The organism is Pseudomonas parakoreensis (assembly GCF_021602155.1).
Classification (GTDB): domain Bacteria; phylum Pseudomonadota; class Gammaproteobacteria; order Pseudomonadales; family Pseudomonadaceae; genus Aquipseudomonas; species Aquipseudomonas parakoreensis.
Genome location: NZ_BQHY01000017.1, coordinates 42,376 through 66,689, shown reverse-complemented (window position 1 = coordinate 66,689; position 24,314 = coordinate 42,376). Strand labels below are relative to the sequence as shown.

19 protein-coding genes are annotated in these 24,314 nt (G+C 59.7%); 11 read left to right on the top strand and 8 right to left on the bottom strand.

What is annotated here, in order from left to right:
- Positions 1–42: 42 nt before the first annotated feature.
- Positions 43–1,389, bottom strand: coding sequence for a 4-hydroxybenzoate transporter PcaK (gene pcaK, locus L6D63_RS23125; RefSeq protein WP_131669915.1), 1,347 nt, complete (start codon positions 1,387–1,389; stop codon positions 43–45).
- A 294-nt stretch (positions 1,390–1,683) separates the two neighbouring features.
- Positions 1,684–2,526: a pca regulon transcriptional regulator PcaR gene (gene pcaR / locus L6D63_RS23120; protein WP_041070522.1), complete on the bottom strand. Its 843-nt coding sequence runs from the start codon at positions 2,524–2,526 to the stop codon at positions 1,684–1,686.
- A gap of 650 nt (positions 2,527–3,176) precedes the next feature.
- On the opposite strand from pcaR, the gene L6D63_RS23115 reads away from it, so the two are divergent.
- Positions 3,177–3,377, top strand: a complete 201-nt coding sequence (locus L6D63_RS23115) for a hypothetical protein (RefSeq protein ID WP_003222398.1) — start codon at positions 3,177–3,179, stop codon at positions 3,375–3,377.
- Between the two features lie 375 nt (positions 3,378–3,752).
- Positions 3,753–5,228, top strand: a complete 1,476-nt coding sequence (locus L6D63_RS23110; protein ID WP_007963152.1) for an inorganic phosphate transporter — start codon at positions 3,753–3,755, stop codon at positions 5,226–5,228.
- A 1,095-nt stretch (positions 5,229–6,323) separates the two neighbouring features.
- Here L6D63_RS23110 and ccoM read toward each other — a convergent pair.
- From ccoM to L6D63_RS23100, 3 genes are all read right to left on the bottom strand, one after another.
- Entirely contained in the window at positions 6,324–6,437 is a 114-nt protein-coding gene (gene ccoM, locus L6D63_RS28645) for a cytochrome c oxidase subunit CcoM (RefSeq protein WP_041070550.1), read from the bottom strand.
- A 148-nt stretch (positions 6,438–6,585) separates the two neighbouring features.
- Complete coding sequence (locus L6D63_RS23105; protein WP_131669914.1) at positions 6,586–6,840, bottom strand: hypothetical protein; 255 nt, start codon at positions 6,838–6,840, stop codon at positions 6,586–6,588.
- A 19-nt stretch (positions 6,841–6,859) separates the two neighbouring features.
- On the bottom strand, positions 6,860–7,201 hold the full coding sequence (locus L6D63_RS23100) for a hypothetical protein (protein ID WP_003222394.1): 342 nt from the start codon (positions 7,199–7,201) through the stop codon (positions 6,860–6,862).
- Positions 7,202–7,453: 252 nt separating this feature from the next.
- Between L6D63_RS23100 and rapA the strand changes: the two genes are divergently transcribed.
- Positions 7,454–10,300 (top strand): RNA polymerase-associated protein RapA, encoded by a 2,847-nt coding sequence (gene rapA, locus L6D63_RS23095; RefSeq protein WP_121184129.1) that lies wholly within the window; start codon positions 7,454–7,456, stop codon positions 10,298–10,300.
- Between the two features lie 186 nt (positions 10,301–10,486).
- Here the strand turns inward: rapA and L6D63_RS23090 are convergent, their stop codons facing one another.
- Positions 10,487–11,842 carry a spinster family MFS transporter gene (locus L6D63_RS23090; RefSeq protein WP_131669913.1) on the bottom strand — a complete coding sequence of 452 codons (1,356 nt, stop codon included), beginning with the start codon at positions 11,840–11,842 and terminating at the stop codon, positions 10,487–10,489.
- A 301-nt stretch (positions 11,843–12,143) separates the two neighbouring features.
- Here L6D63_RS23090 and L6D63_RS23085 point away from each other — a divergent pair, with 301 nt between their 5' ends.
- A complete protein-coding gene (locus tag L6D63_RS23085; RefSeq protein ID WP_041070557.1) occupies positions 12,144–12,512 on the top strand; it encodes a YkgJ family cysteine cluster protein in 369 nt (122 codons plus the stop codon).
- A 147-nt stretch (positions 12,513–12,659) separates the two neighbouring features.
- Complete coding sequence (locus L6D63_RS23080; RefSeq protein WP_131669912.1) at positions 12,660–14,942, top strand: putative bifunctional diguanylate cyclase/phosphodiesterase; 2,283 nt, start codon at positions 12,660–12,662, stop codon at positions 14,940–14,942.
- On the opposite strand, the gene L6D63_RS23075 is transcribed toward L6D63_RS23080, so the two are convergent.
- Positions 14,833–15,729 carry an NAD(P)-dependent oxidoreductase gene (locus L6D63_RS23075; protein WP_236170393.1) on the bottom strand — a complete coding sequence of 299 codons (897 nt, stop codon included), beginning with the start codon at positions 15,727–15,729 and terminating at the stop codon, positions 14,833–14,835. The genes L6D63_RS23080 and L6D63_RS23075 overlap by 110 nt on opposite strands.
- Positions 15,730–15,926: 197 nt before the next feature.
- Here L6D63_RS23075 and L6D63_RS23070 point away from each other — a divergent pair, with 197 nt between their 5' ends.
- Positions 15,927–18,125 carry a hypothetical protein gene (locus L6D63_RS23070; protein ID WP_041070561.1) on the top strand — a complete coding sequence of 733 codons (2,199 nt, stop codon included), beginning with the start codon at positions 15,927–15,929 and terminating at the stop codon, positions 18,123–18,125.
- A gap of 319 nt (positions 18,126–18,444) precedes the next feature.
- Here the strand turns inward: L6D63_RS23070 and L6D63_RS23065 are convergent, their stop codons facing one another.
- Positions 18,445–18,750: a DUF2288 domain-containing protein gene (locus L6D63_RS23065; protein ID WP_047292130.1), complete on the bottom strand. Its 306-nt coding sequence runs from the start codon at positions 18,748–18,750 to the stop codon at positions 18,445–18,447.
- Between the two features lie 352 nt (positions 18,751–19,102).
- On the opposite strand from L6D63_RS23065, the gene L6D63_RS23060 reads away from it, so the two are divergent.
- The 5 genes from L6D63_RS23060 (at position 19,103) to L6D63_RS23040 (ending at position 24,103) form a co-directional block, all read left to right on the top strand.
- On the top strand, positions 19,103–20,230 hold the full coding sequence (locus L6D63_RS23060) for a branched-chain amino acid ABC transporter substrate-binding protein (RefSeq protein ID WP_047292128.1): 1,128 nt from the start codon (positions 19,103–19,105) through the stop codon (positions 20,228–20,230).
- A 230-nt stretch (positions 20,231–20,460) separates the two neighbouring features.
- Complete coding sequence (gene livH, locus L6D63_RS23055) at positions 20,461–21,384, top strand: high-affinity branched-chain amino acid ABC transporter permease LivH (RefSeq protein ID WP_027614381.1); 924 nt, start codon at positions 20,461–20,463, stop codon at positions 21,382–21,384.
- The gene (locus L6D63_RS23050) at positions 21,381–22,637 is read left to right on the top strand and encodes a high-affinity branched-chain amino acid ABC transporter permease LivM (RefSeq protein WP_047292126.1); all 1,257 of its coding nucleotides are present in this window, start codon (positions 21,381–21,383) and stop codon (positions 22,635–22,637) included. Before livH ends, L6D63_RS23050 begins: the two co-directional genes overlap by 4 nt.
- Complete coding sequence (gene livG, locus L6D63_RS23045; protein ID WP_007969480.1) at positions 22,634–23,401, top strand: high-affinity branched-chain amino acid ABC transporter ATP-binding protein LivG; 768 nt, start codon at positions 22,634–22,636, stop codon at positions 23,399–23,401. The genes L6D63_RS23050 and livG overlap by 4 nt, the downstream gene beginning before the upstream one ends.
- A complete protein-coding gene (locus L6D63_RS23040) occupies positions 23,402–24,103 on the top strand; it encodes an ABC transporter ATP-binding protein (RefSeq protein ID WP_103307205.1) in 702 nt (233 codons plus the stop codon).
- The last annotated feature ends 211 nt before the right edge of the window (positions 24,104–24,314 follow it).

Sequence of the window (24,314 nt, the reverse complement as noted above, 5' to 3'; positions counted from 1 at the left end):
GAGCTGCCAAAGGCTGCGATCTTTTCGCTTTACATCGAAATATCAGGTCGCATCCGCATGACTGACCACACCTTTGATCACCACCGCCGCCGTCGCCAACCCCGCCGGAATCACCAGCGCCGTCAGCACCTGTTCGAAGTTCCAGCCCAGCCCCAGCAACGTCGCGCCCATCCACGCCCCGAGAATCGCGCCGAACCGGCCAATCCCGAGCATCCACGACACCCCGGTCGCGCGTCCCTGCGTCGGATAAAACCGCGCCGCCAGCGAAGGCATCGCCGATTGCGCACCGTTGACGCACATCCCCGCCACCAGCACCAGGGTCGCCAGCAATGTGATATTGCCCAGGCTCTGCCCCACCGCGTAGGCAAACACCCCGGCCAGCAGGTAGAACGTGCCGATGACCTTGTGCGGATTGAAGCGGTCCATCGCCCAGCCGACAGCGACCGCGCTCAACACCCCGCCGAACTGGAATAACGCGCCGATAAACGCCGCCTGCTCCATGCTCGCGCCGCTGTCACGCATCAGGGTCGGCAGCCAACTGGTCAGCAGATAGACGATGACCAGGCCCATGAAGTAGGTCAGCCACAGCAACAAAGTGCCGACACTGTAAGTGCCGGAGAAAATCACCGCGAAGACGTTGCGCGCCTTGACGGTTTTCTGTTCCGGAACGCTGAAACTCGAAGCTTGCGCCACGGCGACCGGATCGATCGGCGACAGGGTCTTGCGCACTTTCTCGGTGCCGCGATTGCGCACCACCAGATAACGCGCCGACTCCGGCAGCCAGAACAGCAGCACCACCGCGAGGATCAGCGGCAGGATCCCGCCGATCAGCAGCAGGCTGTGCCAGCCGAACGCCGGGATCAATTTGGCGGAGATGAAACCGCCGCCGGCCATGCCGAGGTTGAAGCCGCAGAACATGCTGGTCACCAGCAAGGATTTCTTGCGCTCCGGGGTGTATTCCGAGAGCAGCGTGGTGGCGTTGGGCATGCCGGCGCCCAGGCCGAGACCGGTCAGAAAACGCAGCACCAGCAATTGCTCGACATTGGTGCTGTACGCCGAGACCAGGCTGAAAGCGCCGAACAGCAGCACCGCGCCGACCAGCACCACTTTGCGCCCGAAACGGTCAGCCAGAGGGCCCGAACCCAGAGCGCCAAAGACCATGCCGATCAACGCGGCACTCATTACCGGGCCGAGGCTGGCGCGGTCGATGCCCCAATCCTGGGACAACGCCGGGGCGATAAAGCCCATCGCCGCTGTGTCGAGGCCATCGAGAAACACAATCAGGAAACACAGGATCACCACCCGCCACTGATAGCGCGAGATCGGTTGGGCATTGATGAAGGTCTGCACGTCGAGGCAGTTACCTACAGCGGACTGAGGCTGGTTCATTATTTTTATTCCACGCAAAAAACGCAGTCGAACGGCGGCCGGCCAGAGAGCGGCACGGTCACAAGAATAGAAGGTCGGGATCAGGCGTTGCGGTGAATCCGGCAACAGGGAACGGAGCTGAGACAGTCGGGGAGCATGCGCATGGTGAGTTGCCTCTTGTCATTATTATGGGAGTCGACAATCCGGCAGGCTCATTCATATCGGCGCCGGATGACGCTGCCGCGACATTAATGATCCGAGGGTTTTAGCGTCAATTCGATAAACGCAACACTGTGCGTTTATCGAACAGCTTCATCAGGCGAACAGTTGCGCGCTGAGGTCGCGGCTGGCGCTGAGCAGGCCCGGCAGGAAGCGTTGCTCCAGCTCGGTGCGGCTGACGCGGCCGGCGTGGGTACTGACGTTGAGCGCCGCCACCACTTGGCCCGATGCATCGTAGACCGGCACCGCAATCGAGCGCAGGCCCTGCTCCAGCTCCTGATCGACGATGCACCAGCCCTGTTGCCGCACTTCCTGCAGGCATGCGAGCAGACTTTCCGGGGTATGCAGGGTGCGGCTGGTCTTGGCCACCAGTTCGGCATGGTCGAGGTATTCGCGCAGCGAAGTGTCGTCCAGCGCCGCCAGCAGGATACGGCCCATCGAGGTGCAATAGGCCGGCAGACGTCCGCCCACCGACAGATCCACCGAGATCAGCCGTTGCGTGGTCGCCGAACGGGCGATGTACAGAATGTCGTCACCTTCGAGCGTGGCCATGTTGCAGGCTTCGTGCAGTTGCTCGCTCATGCGGTCGAGGTACGGCTGGGCCGAGACCGCCAGCGGCGTCGACGACAGATACGCGTGGCCGAGGGTCAGCACTTTGGGCAACAACGAGTACGTGCGGCCATCGGTGGTGGCGTAACCCAGTTTGATCAAGGTGTGCAGACAACGGCGCACGGCGGCGCGGGGAATTTCCGTGCGATGGCTGATCTGGGCGATGGTCAGGTGCCGCTTGCGCTCCTGAAACGCCTGCACCACCGCCAGGCCACGGGCCAGCGAGGTCATGAAATCCGGATCGCCCGTCAGCGCCTGGATACGCTTGGCTGGCGACGCGACGATCGGCGGCGCCACGGAGGTGAAGGAGTTGCGCATTTGATCGTTCATTTTTTGTCCTTTTTTCCGGCACGGATCAATGGCCATACAAGCGGCTCGCCGGCAAATGCACAAGGACCGGGATGCCAAGATTGGGCGATTATCGAACCATCGACCGATTATCGCAATCCGCGGCACAGGCTCTTCATGGTTTGCCTAGTCGACCATGGAACGGGTTAATCCAACTTTCCATCGTGCGTTAGTTGTTCGACTTAATGGCGTCAGAAACACAACACTGAGCGCATAAAGGTTTCAGCGGATTTCAACTAGCGATAAAAATTGTCAGTCACAAAAACAATCACACATCCGGAACCGTTTTTAACTTGGCAAAGATAGTCAATCCCGAATCGACCGCTATAATGCCTCTCAGTGGGGCCGGTTTTATTCACCGAAGCCGCCACCTGCCGAAGCGATGCCAATCGCCGACAGCTCCGGCCAGCGCTGACGCGCATGACTCATGCAACGACAGCGCCCGCTGAAACAGGCAACTGATGCTGCGTCAGTTTTAATCTGGTGTCGCAGCCGCCTGCAACATGGAAGTCTTGACCGCCCTGCCGATAACTCCAATGCCTTTACGGGCATGACCTTTCGGTGGACGCGCTCAATCGACTCGTTGCCGTGCGTTTCACCAGACATTCATCTCAACTCAAACAGGTAGCACTGTGACGAAAGACGAACTGCGCGCGGAACTTGAGCGCCAGGAACAACGTTACAAGGAAGTTTACGGCGGGGAAGTCACCACCTACGCCGCTCAACCGGAACCGGAACGCAAAGCATGGCGTAAACGCCCCACTGTTCAGGATCAGGTTTTCCAGCAAGAACTGAAAAAGATGGAAGAAGAACTCAAAACCGAAGAGCCATGAACCGGCGATTGTGAGTTTTTCGAGGGTCTGCGTCGCCACCGGCTACGAGCGCGGTGACCCGACAATGCCTTGCGCGCCCGCTACCCGCGGGCAGCGGCCACCTCCCCCGTGTTGCGCGGGAAAGGAGCGTGTCCGGCTCGTTTCAGAGATATTTCACACAAGCGTTTGAGGCCCTCGCACACTCGACGAAACGCCTGCTGCCTGAAGGTTTTTTAAAGAGAATCAAATACTTGAAAAACCCTGCAACACGCTCGGGCTTTGCACCTTGCAACAATTTAATTCGACATTGATTGCTACCGATGAGCAGGTAGGGGATCGATTTCCAGTCTTTTCTGGCATAATCGCGCCCCCTTATGACCGGGTCAGAAAACCTTCATGATCGATTTATTCAGCGGACTGGATGCTTGGGTGCTTGTGAGCCTCTTGCTCGCCCTGACGTTTGTCCTCGCCTTCGAGTTCATCAATGGATTTCATGACACCGCTAACGCGGTAGCCACTGTTATCTACACCAAAGCCATGCCGCCTCACCTGGCGGTGTTCTTCTCCGGTGTGTTCAACTTCCTCGGCGTGTTGCTGGGCGGCGTTGGCGTGGCGTATGCCATTGTTCACCTGCTGCCGGTAGAACTGCTGATCAATGTGAACACCGGCCATGGCCTGGCGATGGTGTTCTCGTTGCTCGCCGCGGCGATCACCTGGAACCTGGGCACCTGGTACTTCGGTATCCCGGCCTCCAGTTCCCACACCCTGATCGGCTCGATCCTTGGCGTCGGCCTGGCCAACGCCCTGATCAACAACATCCCGTTGGCCGACGGTGTGAACTGGCAGAAAGCGATCGACATCGGCGCTTCGCTGGTGTTCTCGCCAATGGCTGGCTTCCTGATCGCCGCGCTGATCCTGATCGGCCTGAAGTGGTGGCGCCCGCTGTCGAAGATGCACAAGACCCCGGAACAGCGCCGCAAGATCGACGACAAGAAACATCCGCCGTTCTGGAACCGCCTGGTCCTGGTGATCTCGGCCATGGCCGTGAGCTTCGTGCACGGCTCCAACGATGGCCAGAAAGGCATCGGCCTGATCATGCTGGTGTTGATCGGTATCGTGCCTGCGCAGTTCGTCCTCGACCTGAGCAGCACCACTTACCAGATCGAACGCACCCGTGATGCGACCCTGCACCTGAGCCAGTTCTACAAGCGCAATGCCGATTCTCTGGGCGAATTCCTGGCCTTGGGCAAAAGCGTTGAAGGCGACCTGCCGGAGAAATTCCGCTGCAACCCGCAGCAGACCGAACCGACCATCAACGCCCTGCTCGATACGCTTAAAGGTGTAGCGGACTACCATTCGCTGTCCTCGGAAAGCCGCATCGAAGTGCGTCGCTACCTGCTGTGCCTGGACGACACTGCGAAGAAAGTCGGCAAGCTGCCAGGCCTGGAAGCGCGTGAAAAGGCTGACCTGGACAAACTGCGCAAAGACCTGACCACCACCACCGAATACGCCCCGTTCTGGGTGATTCTGGCGGTCGCGCTGGCCTTGGGCCTGGGCACCATGGTTGGCTGGAAACGCGTGGTACTGACCATCGGCGAGAAGATCGGCAAGCAAGGCATGACCTATTCCCAGGGCATGTCGGCGCAGATCACCACCGCGAGTCTGATCGGCATGGCCAACATCTTCAGCCTGCCGGTATCCACCACCCACGTGCTGTCCTCGGGCGTGGCCGGCACCATGGTCGCCAACAAGAGCGGCCTGCAAGGCGGGACTGTTCGTACCATTTTGCTGGCGTGGGTGCTGACCTTGCCGGCGACGGTGGCGCTGTCGGCCGGGTTGTTCTGGCTGGCGTCGAAGGCGCTGGGTAGCTGATAGACAGCGGTGCATGAGAAAGGCGTGATTCGTGAGGATCGCGCCTTTTTTTTGGGTTTGGATTTGTGAGCATATCCGTTGCTGCGGTAACGGCTGCTGGCGGTTTCGCTCTTACAGCGAGTCACCTTTTCCAGACGCCGAAAAGGTAACCCAAAAGGCTTTGCCCCGGCGTACGGCACTTCGCTGAGGCTCAGTGTTCCCTCGCTACGGTGTCCATCCGGGGGCATCGCCTACGGTTTGCTTCGCTGCACCTCCTCTCGATGCATGCGGCTTCGCCGCACGGCGCTGCGCGCCTACCCCCGGATGAACACCTTCGCTCGGCCTGCCGAAGGGGCTGAAGATCAAAAGCCACATCAAAAGCTACATCAAAAGCCAACGCCAAAGCCAAAGCAGATCAAAAGATCGCAGCCTTCGGCAGCTCCTACATGGGATTGGGTGCTTTCAGTTGGAGTTTGATCGGCTGTCAGGCCGCCATCGCTGGCAAGCCAGCTCCCACAGTGGGATTGAGTGTTTTCAGTTAGAAATTGGTCGGCTGTCAGGCCGCCTTCGCTGGCAAGCCAGCTCCCACACTGGGATCGGGTGCCATCAGTTAGAAATTGGTCGGCTGTCAGGCCGCCTTCGCGAGCAGGCTCGCTCCCACAACTTTATTCGTGCACACCCCATGCGGCGAAGCCGCCCCACTCAACACGATGAGCGTTAGCTCGAGTACCGCTTTTGATCTGAGGGCCCGTCGGCAGGCTGAGTGGAGGGATTTATCCGGGGGTGGGAGCGCAGCGACCGTTTGGCGCAGCCAAACACAGCGAGAGGAGGTGCAGCGAAGCAAACCGTAGGCGCTGCCCCCGGATGAATCCCGTAGCGAAGGAACCCGAGCCTAAGCGAGGGCCGAACGTCAGGGTAAAGCCTTTTGGGTTACCTTTTCGGCGTTTGGAAAAGGTGACCCGCCGTAAGGGCGGAACCGTAATAAGCAACACCCGCAGAAACGGATCTACACCCAGAACCCCAAGAACATGGTCGGCCCAAAGGCCGCCAAGACAAAAAAAAAGGGCAACCGAAGTCGCCCAAAATGCCTTGCGTGCTCATCAAACCCGGAAAGACCTACTTCTTGCGCTTATGCGCGTCCTTCCAGATAAAAAATCCAAACCCTGCAAAAAACAGAACCATGAGACCTACGGTCAGAACCCCGGCAAACACCACGTTATCGAAAAACATGACTGTGGCCTCCTGGCCCCTGCTTTGCTGCGATGGAGCTAAGTTAACCAATCGCGCAGGCGCAGAAATTGACCAGGATCAAGTCCGGTCAACACAGAGGATAAAGGCGGGAAAATAACTGACCTGCATCAAAGGATGCAGGGGGAGATCAACGCTTTTTCGGTTTCTTTTTCGGCTTTTTCTGGGTTTTTCCCAACGGCATGGCCTGCTCGAAGGCCTTGCGCACTTCGTTCAGCCGCTTTTCGTTGAGATCATGCACACGCTTGGCGCGTTCAGTGCCGAGGTCGATCAGTTTTTCATCTTGGCTCATGGCGTTCAGCGCATCACTTGAAGAAAACACAACTGCCGCATCAGCGGCAGGGCTGCGCCAATCATGCAGCCTGACACCGGCACCCGACAACAATTCGTGTAAATCGGCGGGCTCAGATCTCGATATCGACCCACAAGCCCTGGCGCGGCTGATCTTCCATCAGCGGCACCACCGGCACAGTGTTGTCGGCATTGAGCTCGGTGCCCGGCACGGCGAGGTGTTCTTCCGGGTCTTCGTCGGCTTCGCGACGGCGCCGATCGCGTTCCTGTTGACGGCGCTGTTCTTCGCGCGCCAGCAGACGATCCTCTTCCGGGTCGCGCTTTTGCAGGTCGATCGTGCTTTCGTTGGAGCTTTCCTGCACCGGCACCACCGGAGGAATGTCCGGCCGCTGGCGAATCGGATCCTGCTGGGAAGTGATCGGCACAGCGCTCAGGGGGAGCATCGGTGGCAGCATATAAAGGGTCTCCTGTCAGCAAGCTATCGGCTGCGGCAAAGGCGCCTTGAGCCACTGGTCGCAAACTTGTGACCGGGTTGGCACTGCAGGAGCTGCCGAAGGCTGCGATCTTTTAATGGGACAACGTAGAACTCAGGTGTTTCCGTAGATCAAAAGATCGCAGCCTGCGGCAGCTCCTACCCAGTAATCTTTGGCCCTGAAGCCTGCATTCCGTTAAGATAGCCCGCTTTTTCAAGGTGGGAGTCAGGCAGCATGGCGCAGCAGTATCAACCGGGGCAACGCTGGATCAGTGACAGCGAAGCAGAGCTTGGTTTAGGCACCGTTCTGGCACAGGACGGCCGCTTGTTGACCGTGCTCTACCCGGCCACTGGCGAAACCCGCCAGTACGCGCTACGGAATGCGCCCCTCACCCGCGTGCGGTTCTCGCCGGGTGACACGATTACTCACTTCGAAGGCTGGAAGATGACCGTGCGCGAAGTCGACGACGTCGACGGGCTGATGGTCTATCACGGTCTCAACGGGCAGAACGAAGCCGTCACCCTGCCGGAAACCCAGCTGTCGAACTTCATTCAGTTCCGTCTGGCCAGCGACCGTCTGTTCGCCGGACAGATCGACCCGCTGCCATGGTTCTCCCTGCGCTACAACACCCTGGAACACACCAGCCGCCAATTGCAGTCCTCGCTCTGGGGCCTGGGCGGCGTGCGTGCGCAACCGATCGCGCACCAGTTGCACATCGCCCGTGAAGTCGCCGACCGCATCGCGCCACGGGTTCTGCTGGCAGACGAAGTGGGTCTGGGGAAAACCATCGAAGCCGGTCTGGTGATCCATCGCCAACTGCTCTCGGGCCGCGCCAATCGCGTGCTGATTCTGGTGCCGGAAAACCTGCAGCATCAGTGGCTGGTGGAAATGCGCCGCCGCTTCAACCTGCAGGTCGCACTGTTCGACGAAGAACGCTTCATTGAAAGCGATGCCACCAACCCGTTCGAAGACACCCAGCTGGCACTGGTTGCCCTGGAATGGCTGGTCGAAGACGAGAAGGCGCAGGATGCCCTGTTCGCCGCCGGCTGGGACCTGATGGTGGTCGACGAAGCCCATCACCTGGTGTGGCACGAAGACAAGGTCAGCCCGGAATACGCGCTGGTCGAGCAACTGGCGGAAGTGATTCCCGGCGTACTGCTGCTCACCGCGACCCCGGAACAACTCGGCCAGGACAGCCACTTTGCCCGTCTGCGCCTGCTCGACCCGAACCGTTTCCACGACCTGGCCGCCTTCCGCGCCGAGAGCGAGAACTATCGCCCGGTGGCCGAAGCCGTGCAGGAGCTGCTCGACAAGGGACGCCTGTCGCCCGAAGCGCACAAGACCATCCACGGTTTCCTCGGCAACGAAGGCGAAGCCCTGCTGACCGCGGTCAACGATGGCGACAGCGAAGCCAGCGCCCGTCTGGTGCGTGAGCTGCTCGACCGCCACGGCACCGGCCGCGTACTGTTCCGTAACACCCGCGCCGCGGTGCAGGGTTTCCCCGAGCGTAAACTGCACCCTTACCCGCTGCCATGCCCGGACGAATACCTCGAACTGCCGCTGGGCGATCACGCCGAGCTGTACCCGGAAGTCAGCTTCCAGGCCCAGCCGGACGCCAGCGAAGAAGAGCGCTGGTGGAAATTCGACCCGCGCGTCGAGTGGCTGATCGATCAGCTGAAAATGCTCAAGCGCACCAAAGTTCTGGTGATCTGCGCCCACGCCGAAACCGCGATGGACCTGGAAGACGCCCTGCGCGTGCGTTCCGGCATCCCGGCCACGGTGTTCCATGAAGGCATGAACATCCTTGAGCGTGACCGCGCCGCCGCCTACTTCGCCGACGAAGAGTTCGGCGCGCAAGTACTGATCTGCTCGGAAATCGGCAGTGAGGGTCGCAACTTCCAGTTCGCTCATCACCTGGTGCTGTTCGATCTGCCATCGCACCCGGACCTGCTCGAGCAGCGCATCGGTCGTCTCGACCGGATCGGCCAGAAGCACATCATCGAACTGCACGTGCCATACCTGGAAACCAGCCCGCAAGAGCGCCTGTTCCAGTGGTACCACGAAGCGTTGAACGCGTTCCTCAACACCTGCCCGACCGGCAACGCCTTGCAGCATCAGTTCGGCCCGCGCCTGCTGCCGCTGCTCGAAGAAGCCGATGACGGCGAGTGGCAAGCACTGATCGACGAGGCCCGCACCGAGCGCGAGCGTCTGGAACAAGAGCTGCACACCGGTCGCGACCGTCTGCTGGAACTCAACTCCGGCGGCGCTGGCGAAGGGGATGCGCTGGTCGAGGCGATCCTTGAACAGGACGACCAGTTCGCCCTGCCGATCTACATGGAAACCCTGTTCGACGCGTTCGGCATCGACAGCGAAGACCACTCGGAAAACGCCCTGATCCTCAAACCGAGCGAGAAGATGCTCGACGCCAGCTTCCCGCTGGGCGACGACGAAGGTGTGACCATCACCTACGACCGCAACCAGGCGCTGTCGCGCGAAGACATGCAGTTCATCACCTGGGAACACCCGATGGTGCAGGGCGGCATGGACCTGGTGCTGTCCGGTTCGATGGGCAACACCGCCGTCGCGCTGATCAAGAACAAGGCGCTGAAACCGGGCACCGTGCTGCTGGAACTGCTCTACGTCAGCGAAGTGGTTGCCCCGCGTTCGCTGCAACTGGGCCGTTACCTGCCGCCGGCCGCCTTGCGCTGCCTGCTCGACGCCAACGGTAACGACCTGTCGCCACGGGTCTCGTTCGCAACCCTCAACGATCAACTGGAAAGCGTACCTCGCGCCAGCGCCAACAAGTTCATCCAGGCCCAGCGCGATCAACTGACGCCACGGATCAACGCGGGTGAAGACAAGATCACCCCGCGTCACGCCGAGCGCGTGGCCGAGGCCCGGCGCCGTCTGGCAGCCGATACCGACGAAGAACTGGCGCGCCTGACCGCATTGCAAGCGGTCAACCCGACCGTGCGCGACAGCGAACTCGATGCGTTGCGCCAGCAGCGTGAACAGGGTCTGGCGATGCTGGATAAAGCGGCGCTGCGTCTGGAAGCGATTCGGGTACTGGTGGCGGGTTAAACCACCCTGCCCCACCGCTGTAAATGAAAAGGCCCGCAGTGATGCGGGCCTTTTTGTTTGTCTGGTATTTATCAGCTGATGCTGATGGCCCCATCGCTGGCAAGCCAGCTCCCACAGGGTTTGGAGTGTTTACAAATTATGCGTGTGACTCGGTCACTGTGGGAGCTGGCTTGCCAGCGATAGCAATCATGCAGTCGCCACAGAAACATCAGGCTCAACCACTGCCACCAACCCCTCCTTCATCCGCTGCGCATCCCGGACAAAACACCGCGCCGCCAGAAACAGAAACACCATGGTCAAGAACAGCGCCACCGGAATCAGGTACATCGCATCATGCAGGCCGACAGCCTTGAACGCCTCGGTCATCTGTTCGGCGCCTGCAGAGACCATGGCCGATTTCGCAAAGTGATCGGACAAGGCCCCCACCCCCACCACCACCGGCCCCAATCCACCGCCGAGCAAGTACAGCCCGGCAAAGAACAACGCCATCGCCGTCGCACGCAGACGCGGCTCGACCACGTCCTGAATCGCCGTGTACACGCAGGTGTAGAAGTTATAGGCAAACAGCCAGCCGACGCTGAACACCGCGACGAACACGCCAATCTCGACCCGTCCGGCGTGCAACGCCCAGGCCGTGCACACGGTCGAGATGATCAGGCTGACGCCGGCAAACAGCAGCCGGCCGTTGGCGACTCGTTGATGAATCTTGTCAGCGATCCAGCCGCCGAGTGTCAGACCGATCAACCCGGTGATCCCCACAATCACCCCGGTTGCCACCGCCGCGTCTTGCAACGGCATCAGGAAATACCGCTGCAGCATCGGCACCAGAAACGAGTTGCAGGCATAGGTGGCGAAGTTGAAACACAAGCCTGCCATCACCAGCCACAGGAATGTCGGCACGGCGAGGACACGGCGGATCGGTCTGTCGACTTTATCCTGGGACACCTGCACGATTTCCGCCGCACCGCGCTTGGGTTCCTTGATGAAGAACATGAACACCGCGAGGATCAGCCCCGGCACCGCCGCGATAAAGAACGGCGCGCGCCAGCTGTCGAACGCCTTGACCATCGCACCGATGGTGAAGAACGCCAGCAACAATCCCAATGGCAACCCGAGCATGAAAATGCCCATGGCCCGCGCCCGGCGGTGCGCCGGGAACAGGTCGCCGATCAGCGAGTTGGCGGCCGGCGCGTAACTGGCTTCACCAATGCCGATCCCCATGCGCACCAGCAGAAAGCTCCAGAAGCTGCCAACCAGGCCGTTGACCGCCGTCAGTGCGCTCCAGGTCGCCAGGCCCCAGCCCATCAATTTGCTGCGCGAGCCAGTGTCGGCCATGCGGCCTAACGGCAGACCGGCAATCGCATAAACCAGGGTAAACGCGGTACCGACGATCCCCAGTTGAAAGTCACTCAGGTGCCACTCCATGCGGATCGGCTCGATGATGATCGCTGGAATGGTGCGGTCGAAGAAGTTGAACAGGTTGGCAAGGAACAACAGGAACAGAATGCGCCAGGCATTCGCCGCTTGGGTCGAGTTCTGCATGGGTCCGTCTCTTTATTGTTATGAGGGCTTCACTGCCGACGCATCCGAGCCCGGAACCTGCAATCTAGACAGGCGGTGCGTAGCTGTCTGTGATCATTCGTCAAGCTGATAATGAGCCATGGCACTGTAAAGAAACGTAAGCCCTTGATAACGCAGCAATCCCCCGTAAACCGGGGGTTTTGCGGCAAAACCCGGCTACAAAAAAATACTTTCGCGCCCCCCTTCCCAAGTTCATGGCGAAGCCTAGAATAGCCGCCGGATCCGTCCGGATTCGCCGATCAACCCCTTTGATGCCCTCCTAATGTCCGAAGTCAGTCCGTGTCTGAATTGCGGTGCCTGCTGTTCCCATTTTCGCGTGTCTTTTTTCTGGGGTGAATGCGCCTCCTCCGGTGGCACAGTGCCCGATGAGCTGGTGACGCAGATCAGCCCGAGCCGGGTGGCGATGAACGGCACCGATTGCAAATCACCGCGTTGTACGGCGCTGGTCGGCGAGGTGGGCAGTCAGGTCCAGTGCTCGATTTATGAGCAGCGCTCCAGCCCCTGCCGCGAATTCGAATCGTCCTGGGAAAACGGCGAACAGAATGTCGATTGCGACAAGGCCCGCGCCCGCTTCGGCTTGCCGCCGCTCGAGAAGGACTGGAATCAGATCCCCTACGACCAGAGCGCCTGACGCTTAGCGCTAATCGCTATGAGGCTCATGCCGAAATGGTTGCCGCCAATATGCCACTATCGCTTGCACGATAAAAACCGCCTCTATACTCCTCTCATTCGCCTGCGTTTCTGACGCAGAAGGGACGACTTCAGAGACGGGGATGCTATGGAGTGGCTTGGTTTGCAGTTTGTTACCGAGCTGCCGGACGGCGGGCAGGTCATTCTCGATTGCACACATAATCCCTTGCTGGTGCTGGTGGCTTATCTGGTCGCCTGCGCCGCGAGTTTTGCCACCCTCGACATGGCCGAGCGGGTCGGCCATGCCGAAGACCCGGGCTCGCAACGGGTCTGGCGCTGGATCGGCGCCACTTGCCTGGCCGGCGGTATCTGGGCCATGCACTTCATTGCCATGCTGGCGTTCCAGACCCCGATCGAAATCCATTACGAACTGGCCACCACCCTGTTTTCCCTGGTGATCGCCCTGCTCGCTTCGTGGCTGGCGATGCACACCTTGAGCGTGCCCCATCCCTCACGGGTGCATTACCTGAAAACCGCCATCGTCATTGGCTTGGGCATCGCCGGTATGCATTACGTCGGCATGGCGGCGATGCACTCGATGGCCACCGCCTATTACGAGCCGCTGTTGTTTTGCCTGTCGATCGTGATTGCGATCAGCGCCAGTTTCGCCGCGCTGTGGGTCGCCGGTTACTTGCGTGAAGGCAGTGGGCGTTTTCATCAACTGTTCAAATACACCGCTGCGATCATTCTCGGCGCCGGCATCATCAGCATGCATTTCACCGGGATGGCCGCGTTGCATCTGGTGTTGCCCGAAGGCGCCACGCCCACATTGAGTGCCGAAACCAATCACCTGCAACTGGGCCTGACCATCGCGCTGATCACACTGTTGATTCTCGGCAGCGCGATCAGCGCGGCACTGGCCGACAAGAAACTGCAGAGCAAGGAGCAGGATCTGCGCCGAGTCAATGCCCTGCTCAGCCAGCTCGATCAGGCTCGGATGTCGCTGCAACAAGTGGCCAATTACGACGCCCTGACCAACCTGATCAACCGTCGCGGTTTCAACCAGATCTTCGCCGAGAAACTCAGCCAGAAAACCAGCGAAGGCGGCATGCTCGCGGTGATGTTTCTCGACATCGACCACTTCAAGCGGATCAACGACAGCCTCGGCCATGACGCCGGCGACGCCCTGCTCAAAGTGATCGCCAACCACATCAAAGGCTCGGTGCGCAGCCATGACGACGTGGTCGCACGCTTTGGCGGTGACGAGTTCTGCATCCTGATCGGCCTGCACGACCGCGAGGAAGCGCGCAGCATGGCGCAACGGATCATGCAGAAAATGAAGGAGCCGATCGAACTGGCCGGACGTCGTATGGTGATGACCACCAGCATCGGCATCAGCCTGTTCCCCGACGACGGCACCACCTGCGAAGAACTGCTCAAGCACGCCGATCTGGCGTTGTATCAGTCCAAGGGTGCCGGGCGTAACGGCCTGCATTTTTTCAGTTCGAACATGAAGACCCGCGCCAGCCTCGAACTGCAACTGGAAGAAGAACTGCGCCAGGCTTTGCGTGAAGACCACGGGCTGACGCTGTATTACCAACCCATCTTCGAACTGAAAACCGGCCGGGTGACCAAACTCGAAGCGTTGATTCGCTGGCAGCATCCGCTGCATGGCCTGCTGGCCCCGGACCGTTTCATCGCGATTGCCGAAACCAACGGCCTGATCGCCGAACTGGACAACTGGGTGCTTCGCCGGGCCTGCACCGACCTCGGCGAACTGACGCGCCATGGCTGCAACGAACTGAAAATCGCCTGGAACTGCTCACCGCTCAACCTGGCCCGGGAAGAACTGGCCAACGAAATCGAAAGTGCACTGCGCAGCGCTGGCGTCGCGCCGGAACGGCTGGAGCTGGAAGTCACCGAAAACGCACTGATGGGCAACATCGCCAACACGCTGGTGCTGTTGCGGCAGATCCGGGCCCTCGGCGTATCGCTGTCGATCGACGACTTCGGCACCGGATACTCATCATTGGCCTACCTCAAACGCCTGCCGCTCAATACGCTGAAAATCGATCGTTCGTTCATCCTCGACATTCCTGCGGCGACTGCCGACATGGAGATCGTCCAGGCGATCATCGTCATGGCCCACACCCTGCACTTGCAGGTGGTGACCGAAGGCGTGGAAAGCCTGGAGCAGTACGAGTTTCTCGAACGTTCGGGCTGCGACTTCATTCAGGGGTATCTGCTCAGCCGCCCGGTGCCGCTGGATGAACTCCGTCCGGTGCTCGAGGAGATCAATCAGCGCAAACACGCACATTCGGTCAATCCACTGAGTCTGGCGCGCGGTACATGTGTACCAGAGTCGCTGGATCCTTCTGCAAAAAACCCTGCGCCCCATGCAGGCGCATCAGTTGTGCGGCCAATCCGCTGATCGGCGTGGCCGAGCCTTGTTCGCGAGAGAATTTCACCGCCGTATCGAGATCCTTGAGCAGCGTGCGCACGTGCCATTTCACCGGTTCAAAACGGCTTTCGGCCATTTGCGGGGCGAGGATCTGCAGCGGTTTCGAATCGGCAAAGCCACCGGCCAGCGCTTCGGCAATCAAGCGCGCATCGACTCCAGCCTGTTCGGCCAGCGCCACCACTTCGGCAATCACCAGCGCGTTGCAGGCGACGATCATCTGATTGCAAGCCTTGGTCACCTGCCCGGCGCCGATGCCGCCCATGTGCGTGACGCGCTGACCGAGGTTGAGCAACATCGGGCGCACCCGATCCAGATCCGTCACCGCACCACCGACCATGATCGCCAGGCTGCCCGCCTCGGCACCGACCACGCCGCCGGACACCGGTGAATCAAGCCAGGCCATGCCGGTCCTGCCTGCCAGGTCGGCGGCCATCTCGCGAGTAGCCGTCGGTTCGAGGCTGGAGAAGTCCACCAGCAACTGGCCGTTTTTCGCACCTTCAACAACCCCGCCGGCGCCAAACACCACCTCGCGCACCACCGCCGTATCGGCCAGACACAGCATCACCACGTCCGCGTGTTCGCACAGCTCGGCTGGAGTCGCCACCTGCCGGGCGCCAGCTTCAACCAGGGGCGCGCACTTGGCCGGGTTGCGGTTCCACACGGTCAACGGGTAGCCCGCCGCCAGTAAACGGTGACACATCGGCAAGCCCATCAGGCCGATTCCGGCAAAACCCAACGAAGGTAGCGTTGACATCATTTTGCCTCTTTTCAATTAAAGATCACCGAATAATGGCCGATTCATGAACGATCAGGAAAGGATTCCCCCGCGCGACGATCAGGCCAAGCCCCTGACGCCCGGGCCAAATACGCGCAGTCAAAGACGCGAGATCCTCTTTCCGTGAGGCTCGATGACAACGGTCGCCGAGCCAACCCTGTCCAGGTATATGGCGCACAATGACTTCTAAAAACAATCCGGCCACTGCGGTATCCGATCTGCCCCTGAGCCCTGCGGCGAACAGCCCGGCTCCGATGAAGCCATTGCCTCCTTCGCGCCCGCTGGGCACTCAGCAATATCTGTACTACACCGAAACCAACACCGACCGCATCCTCGACAACCTCGACGGTCTGCGTGACCTGGTGTTCCCGCGCCCGCCGCACCTGGAAGGCGACAACGAACAGCACAACGACCAGGAATTCCCGTCGGTGTGCCTGATCGGCCTCGGTCGCTGCGGCTCGAACATCGCCCTCGACGTCGCGGAGCTGGTGTACAACGCGCGCAAGTTCTACCTCAACGAATTCAACAATGAAGACCGCGCCGCTGACCGGCGTCTGGCCGACAAGGGCTACAGCCCGGCCCAGTGGATCAAGCAGAATCTGCGGATCGGCCCGAACAAGTCGAGCAAACCGGTGTTCCTCGTCGAACCGCTGGTGATGCTCGGCGACCTCGACAAGGACATTGCCGGGCGCATCCGATTCTCGCGCAAGGGCGAGAAAAGCGGCTTTCTGCGCGACTACAGCAAAATGAAGATCATGGATTTGTCCGAAGTCCATGCCGGTGGCGCCGGTAACGCGCCGATCCTCGGTCAGTACCTGGCCAAGATCATCCTCAACAAGGACACCCAGCGTTTCTCCAGCCCTGACTGGAAAATGATCCACTCGTACCTGATCGACAGCTGCGGCATCAAGGCCAACCAGTCGCGCCTGTACTTCTCGATCTTCAGTGCCGGCGGCGGTACCGGTTCGGGCATGGCTTCGGAATTCGGCCTGGCCCAGCAGCACTCGTACATGAACAAGACGTTCGACACCAAGCCGATGGACGAGCATGACGGCAAGAGCGGGCATTCGTTCGTGTTCGAGCCGATCTTCACCAGCGGCATCTGTGTGCTGCCGAACATTTCCGATCACCGCAGTGAAATGTCTGAGGCGCTGCACATCAACGCCGGACGCCTGCTGTGCAAATACCTCTCGGAAGAGTGGGATTTCTCCTACAACTTCGCCAATGAAGACAGCAGCGAAGCCAGCGTCATGGGCCGTATTCGCCCGTGGAACGCGATGATGCTGATCTCCAACGACATCATGCGTTACGCCGAAGAGAGCGATGACGGCAACATCCAGAACATTGATGTCAATGCGATGGAGAAGCACGCCAACCAGTACATCTCCCAGCAGATCTTCAACATTCTGACGGCGCAGGCGGTGACCACCGACTACGACCAGAACTACTTCCGTCGCGCCGGCATCGACATCGGCGAAACCATTCGCCTCGACGCCAACGACTTGTTCATGAGCCTGGCCGGCCCGGTGGCGATTGCCTACGCCGAATCGGTGGTGCCGGAAACCCCGCCGCCGAGCAGCGACAAGTTCAAGGTATTCGACAAAGAGCCGCAGCGCCTGAACATCGACGATCTGTTCTTCCGCTCGATCGACCTGCCGCACTTCAACAAGGTCACCCAGGCCATCGAAGGCATCAGCCTGCTGCCAATCGAATCCAAGCGCTATCGCGCGTCGCTGGAGCAGTACAAGAATTCCGGCTACGACGCCGCCGCGCTGCACGACTTGCACTTCTTCAAGAACTGCTCGTCGGTGGTGTCGATCGTTTCGTTGCCGAAAGACTACAAGCTGTCCTACATGGACCTGAACCGGTTGAAGACCCACCTCAACAGCCTGTTCCCCAACACCACGCTCAAGCGTTATGCGTTGGTGATCGGTGCGTCGGCCAACCTGTCGCTGACCACCCTGATCGCCAAGAGCCCGTGTCTGTCGGACGACTTCCTGACCCTGATCGTGGCGTTCATCAAGCGTTGCTTCGCCAAGACCCCGTACCGTTTCGACGAGACCCTGGACAACTCGATCCTCGACTTCATCATTAATGAAGACTTTGACGAAGACCGCATCGACGATCTGCTCAACGAATTCGAGAACCCGGCGAAGATCCTCGACACCAACTGGTACGCGATCAAACCGATGTACGAGAAGAAGTACCGCGAACTGATCAACGACAAGGACAAGTTTGTTTCGATCAACGACATTCGCCTGTCGCGCGATTGCGTGAAGAAATCGATCAAGTACCTGCGCGAGATCTACCGTCACCGGATCGGCAAGACCAAGGTTATTTCGCTGAATAACCATACGGGCAAGACTTACTCGGTCTGATTGACGACCGAGTCGCCCCAATCGCTGGCAAGCCAGCTCCCACCAGGTCCATGTGAACACAACCATTTGTGAACACCACACAACCTGTGGGAGCTGGCTTGCCAGCGATGGGGCCCGCAAATTCCCTGAAAATCTCAGCCCTTCCAACATCCAGAAACAATTAAGCAGCCCTCAGGCTGCTCAATAAACTGTTCCCGTTACGTTTACGTCACCGTGAGGCCACGCACGCTTGTGGCCTTTCTCTACGGCAACGTGCCATCACGCTACTCGGCTACACACTTTTCGCTGACGATCATGAGCACCAAAAAGGTGCACAGGCTCAGGCGACCGCCCTTTCCTGGATCAGAATCCACGGACTCACCACCACCGCCCACAGCGCTGGATCACGCTCGAAAATATCCAGCGCCCGCGTTTCAGACAGCTTGGCGACCTTGTCTTCGGCCAGCCAGGCGGCGACTTTCTCGCCATCGTCCGAGGCCACGGCCTCGGCGGCGGCGATCAAATCCAGGGCCGGGTCGACCCACAATAGGGCACCCTTGGCGAAGAACGGCTCCAGCTCTTTCCAGGTAATAGATGCGGTTTCACCAAGCAGCTTGGCATAGAGGGTGCTAGGTTCTTGATTCATGGGACTGTCCGGAAAAGAAATCGACGCGAATGATAACGTCGGTGGTCCGGCAGAAAAACCCGGTTGCAAATGGCTTCACCGAACGAAAAGAGCAGGAACGCCAAGGAATGCTGCTGTTTGGGGCATAAGCCCCTCGAAAGCCCCGCCGCAATTCTGTCTTTTTCATTCAAAAATGCGACACCCACAAGTTTTGCCCCCTGGCGCCAGCTTCCCAGGCCAACAACCGGCGCTCTACACTGTACCGGTACAGTTGCCGGGGGCATTTCTGGAGGGTATCGCCAAGATATCTGACCCGGTTCTGCTGCTACGGCGCCAGAACTCAAAAAAATTACAACAGTAAGAGTGGAGCACTATGACTAAGGCTACTAAGCAGATTTCCAAACTGTTTGCCGCTATGGTTCTGGCCGGGGTTGCCAGCCATTCGTTCGCCGCTGACACCATCAAGATTGGTATCGCCGGCCCTAAAACCGGTCCTGTAGCCCAATACGGCGACATGCAGTTCAGTGGCGCGAAAATGGCCATCGAGCAGATCAACGCCAAGGGCGGCGTCGACGGCAAGAAACTCGAAGCCGTTGAATACGATGACGCGTGCGATCCGAAACAAGCCGTAGCGGTGGCGAACAAGGTCGTCAACGACGGCGTCAAGTTCGTGGTTGGTCACCTGTGCTCCAGCTCCACTCAGCCTGCTTCGGACATCTACGAAGACGAAGGCGTGGTGATGATTACCCCGGCTGCCACCAGCCCGGACATCACCGCCCGTGGTTACAAAATGGTCTTCCGCACCATCGGTCTGGACAGCGCCCAGGGCCCTGCCGCCGGTAACTACATTGCCGATCACGTGAAGCCGAAAATCGTTGCCGTCCTGCACGACAAGCAGCAATACGGTGAAGGCATCGCCACCGCCGTCAAGGCGACTCTTGAGAAGAAAGGCGTGAAAGTCGCCGTGTTCGAAGGCGTCAACGCCGGCGACAAAGACTTCTCCTCGATGATCGCCAAGCTCAAACAAGCCAACGTCGACTTCGTTTACTACGGCGGCTACCACCCGGAGCTGGGCCTGATCCTGCGTCAATCCCAGGAAAAAGGCCTGAAAGCCAAGTTCATGGGCCCGGAAGGCGTGGGTAACGACTCCATTTCGCAGATCGCCAAAGAGTCCTCCGAAGGCCTGCTGGTGACCCTGCCGAAATCCTTCGACCAGGATCCGGCCAACGTTGCCCTGGCAGATGCGTTCAAGGCGAAGAAAGAAGACCCGAGCGGCCCGTTCGTGTTCCCTTCCTACTCGGCGGTTGAAGTGATTGCCGAAGGCATCAAGGCAGCCAAGTCCGAAGACGCAGCCAAAGTGGCCGAAGCCATTCACGCCGGCACCTTCAAGACCCCTACCGGCGACCTGAGCTTCGACGCCAAGGGCGACCTGAAGGACTTCAAATTTGTGGTTTACGAGTGGCACTTCGGCAAACCGAAAACTGAAGTTTCGCCTCAGTAAGGCGCGCCCTGACTGACTGCCAATAAAGCCCACGGCGTGCCGTGGGCTTTGTTTTACGAATGTATGGGCCGCGCTGGCGTGATCCGCCAGTCTCCCCACCTGAAAATCTCAAAACCGTCATCAGCGGTTCGCTGGCAAAACTCGGATTCGAAGTGGATAAAGATCCACGGGGCCGGGCGGGAAAATGACTCCACCAGTGAAATGCGTATCAGGTTTTTAGGAGCGTTGTAATGCCTGACATCTATCACTTCTTCCAACAGCTGGTTAATGGCCTGACCATTGGCAGCACGTATGCCCTGATCGCCATCGGCTATACGATGGTTTACGGCATCATTGGAATGATCAACTTCGCCCATGGCGAGGTGTACATGATCGGTTCCTACGTGGCGTTCATCGCCATCGCCGGGCTGGCCATGATGGGAATCGACAACGTCCCGCTGTTGATGACCGCCGCGTTCATCGCGAGCATCGTCGTCACCAGTTCCTACGGTTACAGCATCGAACGGATTGCCTACCGCCCCCTGCGCGGCAGCAACCGTCTGATCCCGCTGATTTCCGCGATCGGTATGTCGATCTTCCTGCAGAACACGGTTCTGCTCGCGCAAGACTCCAAGGACAAATCCATCCCCAACCTGATCCCCGGCAACTTCTCCATCGGGCCAGGTGGCGCACATGAAGTGCTGATTTCCTACATGCAAATCGTGGTGTTCGTGGTGACCCTGGTCGCCATGCTCGGCCTCACGCTGTTCATCTCCCGCTCTCGCCTGGGTCGCGCCTGCCGCGCCTGCGCCGAAGACATCAAGATGGCCAACCTGCTGGGCATCAACACCAACAACATCATCGCCCTGACCTTCGTCATCGGTGCCGCGCTGGCAGCCGTTGCGGCTGTGCTGCTGAGCATGCAGTACGGCGTGATCAACCCCAACGCCGGTTTCCTCGTCGGCCTCAAGGCCTTCACCGCTGCGGTACTCGGCGGCATCGGCAGCATCCCCGGCGCCATGCTCGGCGGGCTGGTGCTCGGGGTGGCGGAAGCCTTTGGCGCCGATATCTTCGGCGACCAGTACAAGGACGTCGTGGCTTTCGGCTTGTTGGTTCTGGTGCTGTTGTTCCGTCCGACCGGCATTCTGGGCCGTCCGGAGGTTGAGAAAGTATGACTAGGAATCTTAAACAGGCACTGTTCAGTGCCTTGCTGGTGTGGGCCGTGGCCTACCCGGTACTCGGTCTGAAACTGACCATCGTCGGCATCAACCTCGAAGTGCACGGCACCAGCCCGGCCATTCTGGCGACCATCGCCATCTGCTCGGTGCTGATGTTCCTGCGGGTGCTGTTCAACCAGCAGATCAGCAAGGCGTGGAAATCCTCGCCGGGCCTGCCGTTGATCCCGGCCAAGGCCAGCAACTTCCTGACCCTGCCGACCACGCAGCGCTACATCATCATTGCGCTGATTCTGGGTGCGCTGGTGTGGCCGTTCTTCGGCTCCCGTGGCGCGGTGGACATTGCCACGCTGATCCTGATCTACGTGATGCTCGGCCTCGGCCTGAACATCGTGGTGGGTCTGGCCGGTCTGCTCGACCTGGGTTACGTCGGCTTCTATGCCGTCGGCGCCTACAGCTACGCACTGCTGTCGCACTACTACGGCCTGAGCTTCTGGATCTGCCTGCCGATTGCCGGCCTGATGGCGGCGACGTTCGGCTTCCTGCTGGGCTTCCCGGTGTTGCGTCTGCGCGGTGACTATCTGGCGATCGTGACCCTGGGTTTCGGGGAAATCATCCGCCTGTTCCTGCGCAACCTGACCGACATCACCGGTGGTCCGAACGGTATCAGCAATATCGAGAAACCGACGTTCTTCGGCCTGACCTTCGAACGCAAAGCGGCGGAAGGCCTGCAAACCTTCCACGAGTACTTCGGCCTCGAATACAACTCGATCAACAAGGTGATTTTCCTGTACCTGGTTGCCCTGTTGCTGGCACTGGCGGCGCTGTTCATCATCAACCGTCTGCTGCGCATGCCGATCGGCCGTGCGTGGGAAGCGCTGCGTGAAGACGAAATCGCCTGCCGCGCACTTGGCCTCAACCCGACCGTGATCAAGCTGTCGGCGTTCACCCTGGGTGCGAGCTTCGCCGGTTTCGCCGGCAGCTTCTTCGCCGCCCGTCAGGGTCTGGTGACACCGGAATCGTTCACCTTCATCGAGTCGGCGATCATCCTCGCCATCGTTGTGCTGGGTGGCATGGGCTCGCAGCTGGGCGTGATTCTCGCGGCCGTGGTGATGATCCTGTTGCCGGAAATGATGCGTGAGTTCAGCGAATACCGGATGTTGATGTTCGGTGCGCTGATGGTATTGATGATGATCTGGCGTCCACAAGGTCTGCTGCCGATGCAACGCCCACACATGGAGTTGCGAAAATGAGCCGCGAGATCCTGAAAGTCGAAAACCTGAGCATGCGCTTCGGCGGCTTGCTGGCGGTCAATGGCGTGGCCCTGACCGTGAAGGAGAAACAAGTGGTGGCGCTGATCGGGCCGAACGGCGCGGGCAAGACCACCGTGTTCAACTGCCTGACCGGTTTCTACCAGCCATCGGGCGGCAGCATCCTGCTCGACGGCGAGCCGATCCAGGGTCTGCCGGGGCACAAGATCGCCCTCAAGGGCGTGGTGCGCACCTTCCAGAACGTGCGGCTGTTCAAGGACATGACGGCGGTCGAGAACCTGTTGATCGCGCAGCACCGTCACCTGAACACCAACTTCCTGTCCGGCCTGTTCAAGACCCCGGCGTTCCGCAAGAGCGAACGCGAGGCCATGGAATACGCCGAATACTGGCTGGAAAAGGTCAACCTGAAAGAGTTCGCCAACCGTACCGCCGGCACCCTGGCCTACGGTCAGCAACGGCGTCTGGAAATCGCCCGCTGCATGATGACCCGTCCGCGGATCCTCATGCTCGACGAACCGGCCGCCGGTCTGAACCCGAAGGAAACCGAAGACCTCAAGGCGCTGATCAGCGTGCTGCGTGAAGAGCACAACGTCACCGTGCTGTTGATCGAGCACGACATGAAACTGGTCATGAGCATTTCTGACCACATCGTCGTGATCAACCAGGGCACGCCTCTGGCCGACGGTACGCCGGAACAGATCCGCGACAATCCTGAAGTGATCAAAGCCTACCTGGGGGAAGCGTAAATGCTGCAGTTCGAAAACGTTTCCACCTTCTACGGCAAGATCCAGGCCCTGCACAACGTCAACGTCGAAGTCCGCCAGGGCGAGATCGTGACCCTGATCGGCGCCAACGGTGCCGGCAAGTCCACGCTGCTGATGACGCTGTGCGGTTCGCCGCAGGCGCACAGCGGCAGCATCCGCTACATGGGTGAGGAACTGGTCGGCCAGGACTCGTCGCAGATCATGCGCAAGAGCATCGCCGTGGTGCCGGAAGGTCGTCGGGTGTTTGCCCGTCTGACCGTTGAAGAGAACCTGTCGATGGGCGGTTTCTTCACCGACAAGGGCGACTATCAGGAGCAGATGGACAAGGTCCTCGGCCTGTTCCCGCGCCTGAAAGAACGCTTCAACCAGCGCGGCGGCACCATGTCCGGCGGCGAACAGCAGATGCTCGCCATCGGCCGTGCGCTGATGAGCAAGCCGAAACTGCTGCTGCTCGACGAGCCGTCGCTGGGCCTGGCACCGATCATCATCCAGCAGATCTTCGACATCATCGAACAACTGCGCAAGGACGGTGTAACGGTGTTCCTGGTCGAGCAGAACGCCAACCAGGCGCTGAAAATCGCTGACCGTGCGTACGTTCTGGAGAACGGCCGCGTGGTCATGCAAGGTACCGGTGAAGCGCTGCTGACCGACCCGAAAGTACGCGAGGCGTACCTCGGCGGTTGAGGCTTTTCGCTGAACAAAAAAACGGCCTTCGGGCCGTTTTTTTATACCTCACACATCCTCCGTGTAGGAGCTGCCGCAGGCTGCGATCTTTTGATCTGGCTTCTGGTTTAAAAATCAAAGTCGAAAGATCGCAGCCTGCAGCAGCTCCTACAGGGTTTTGCATTTTTTCTGAAAAATTTCAGCTGCGCTGTAACGCATCGCCATGAGCGTT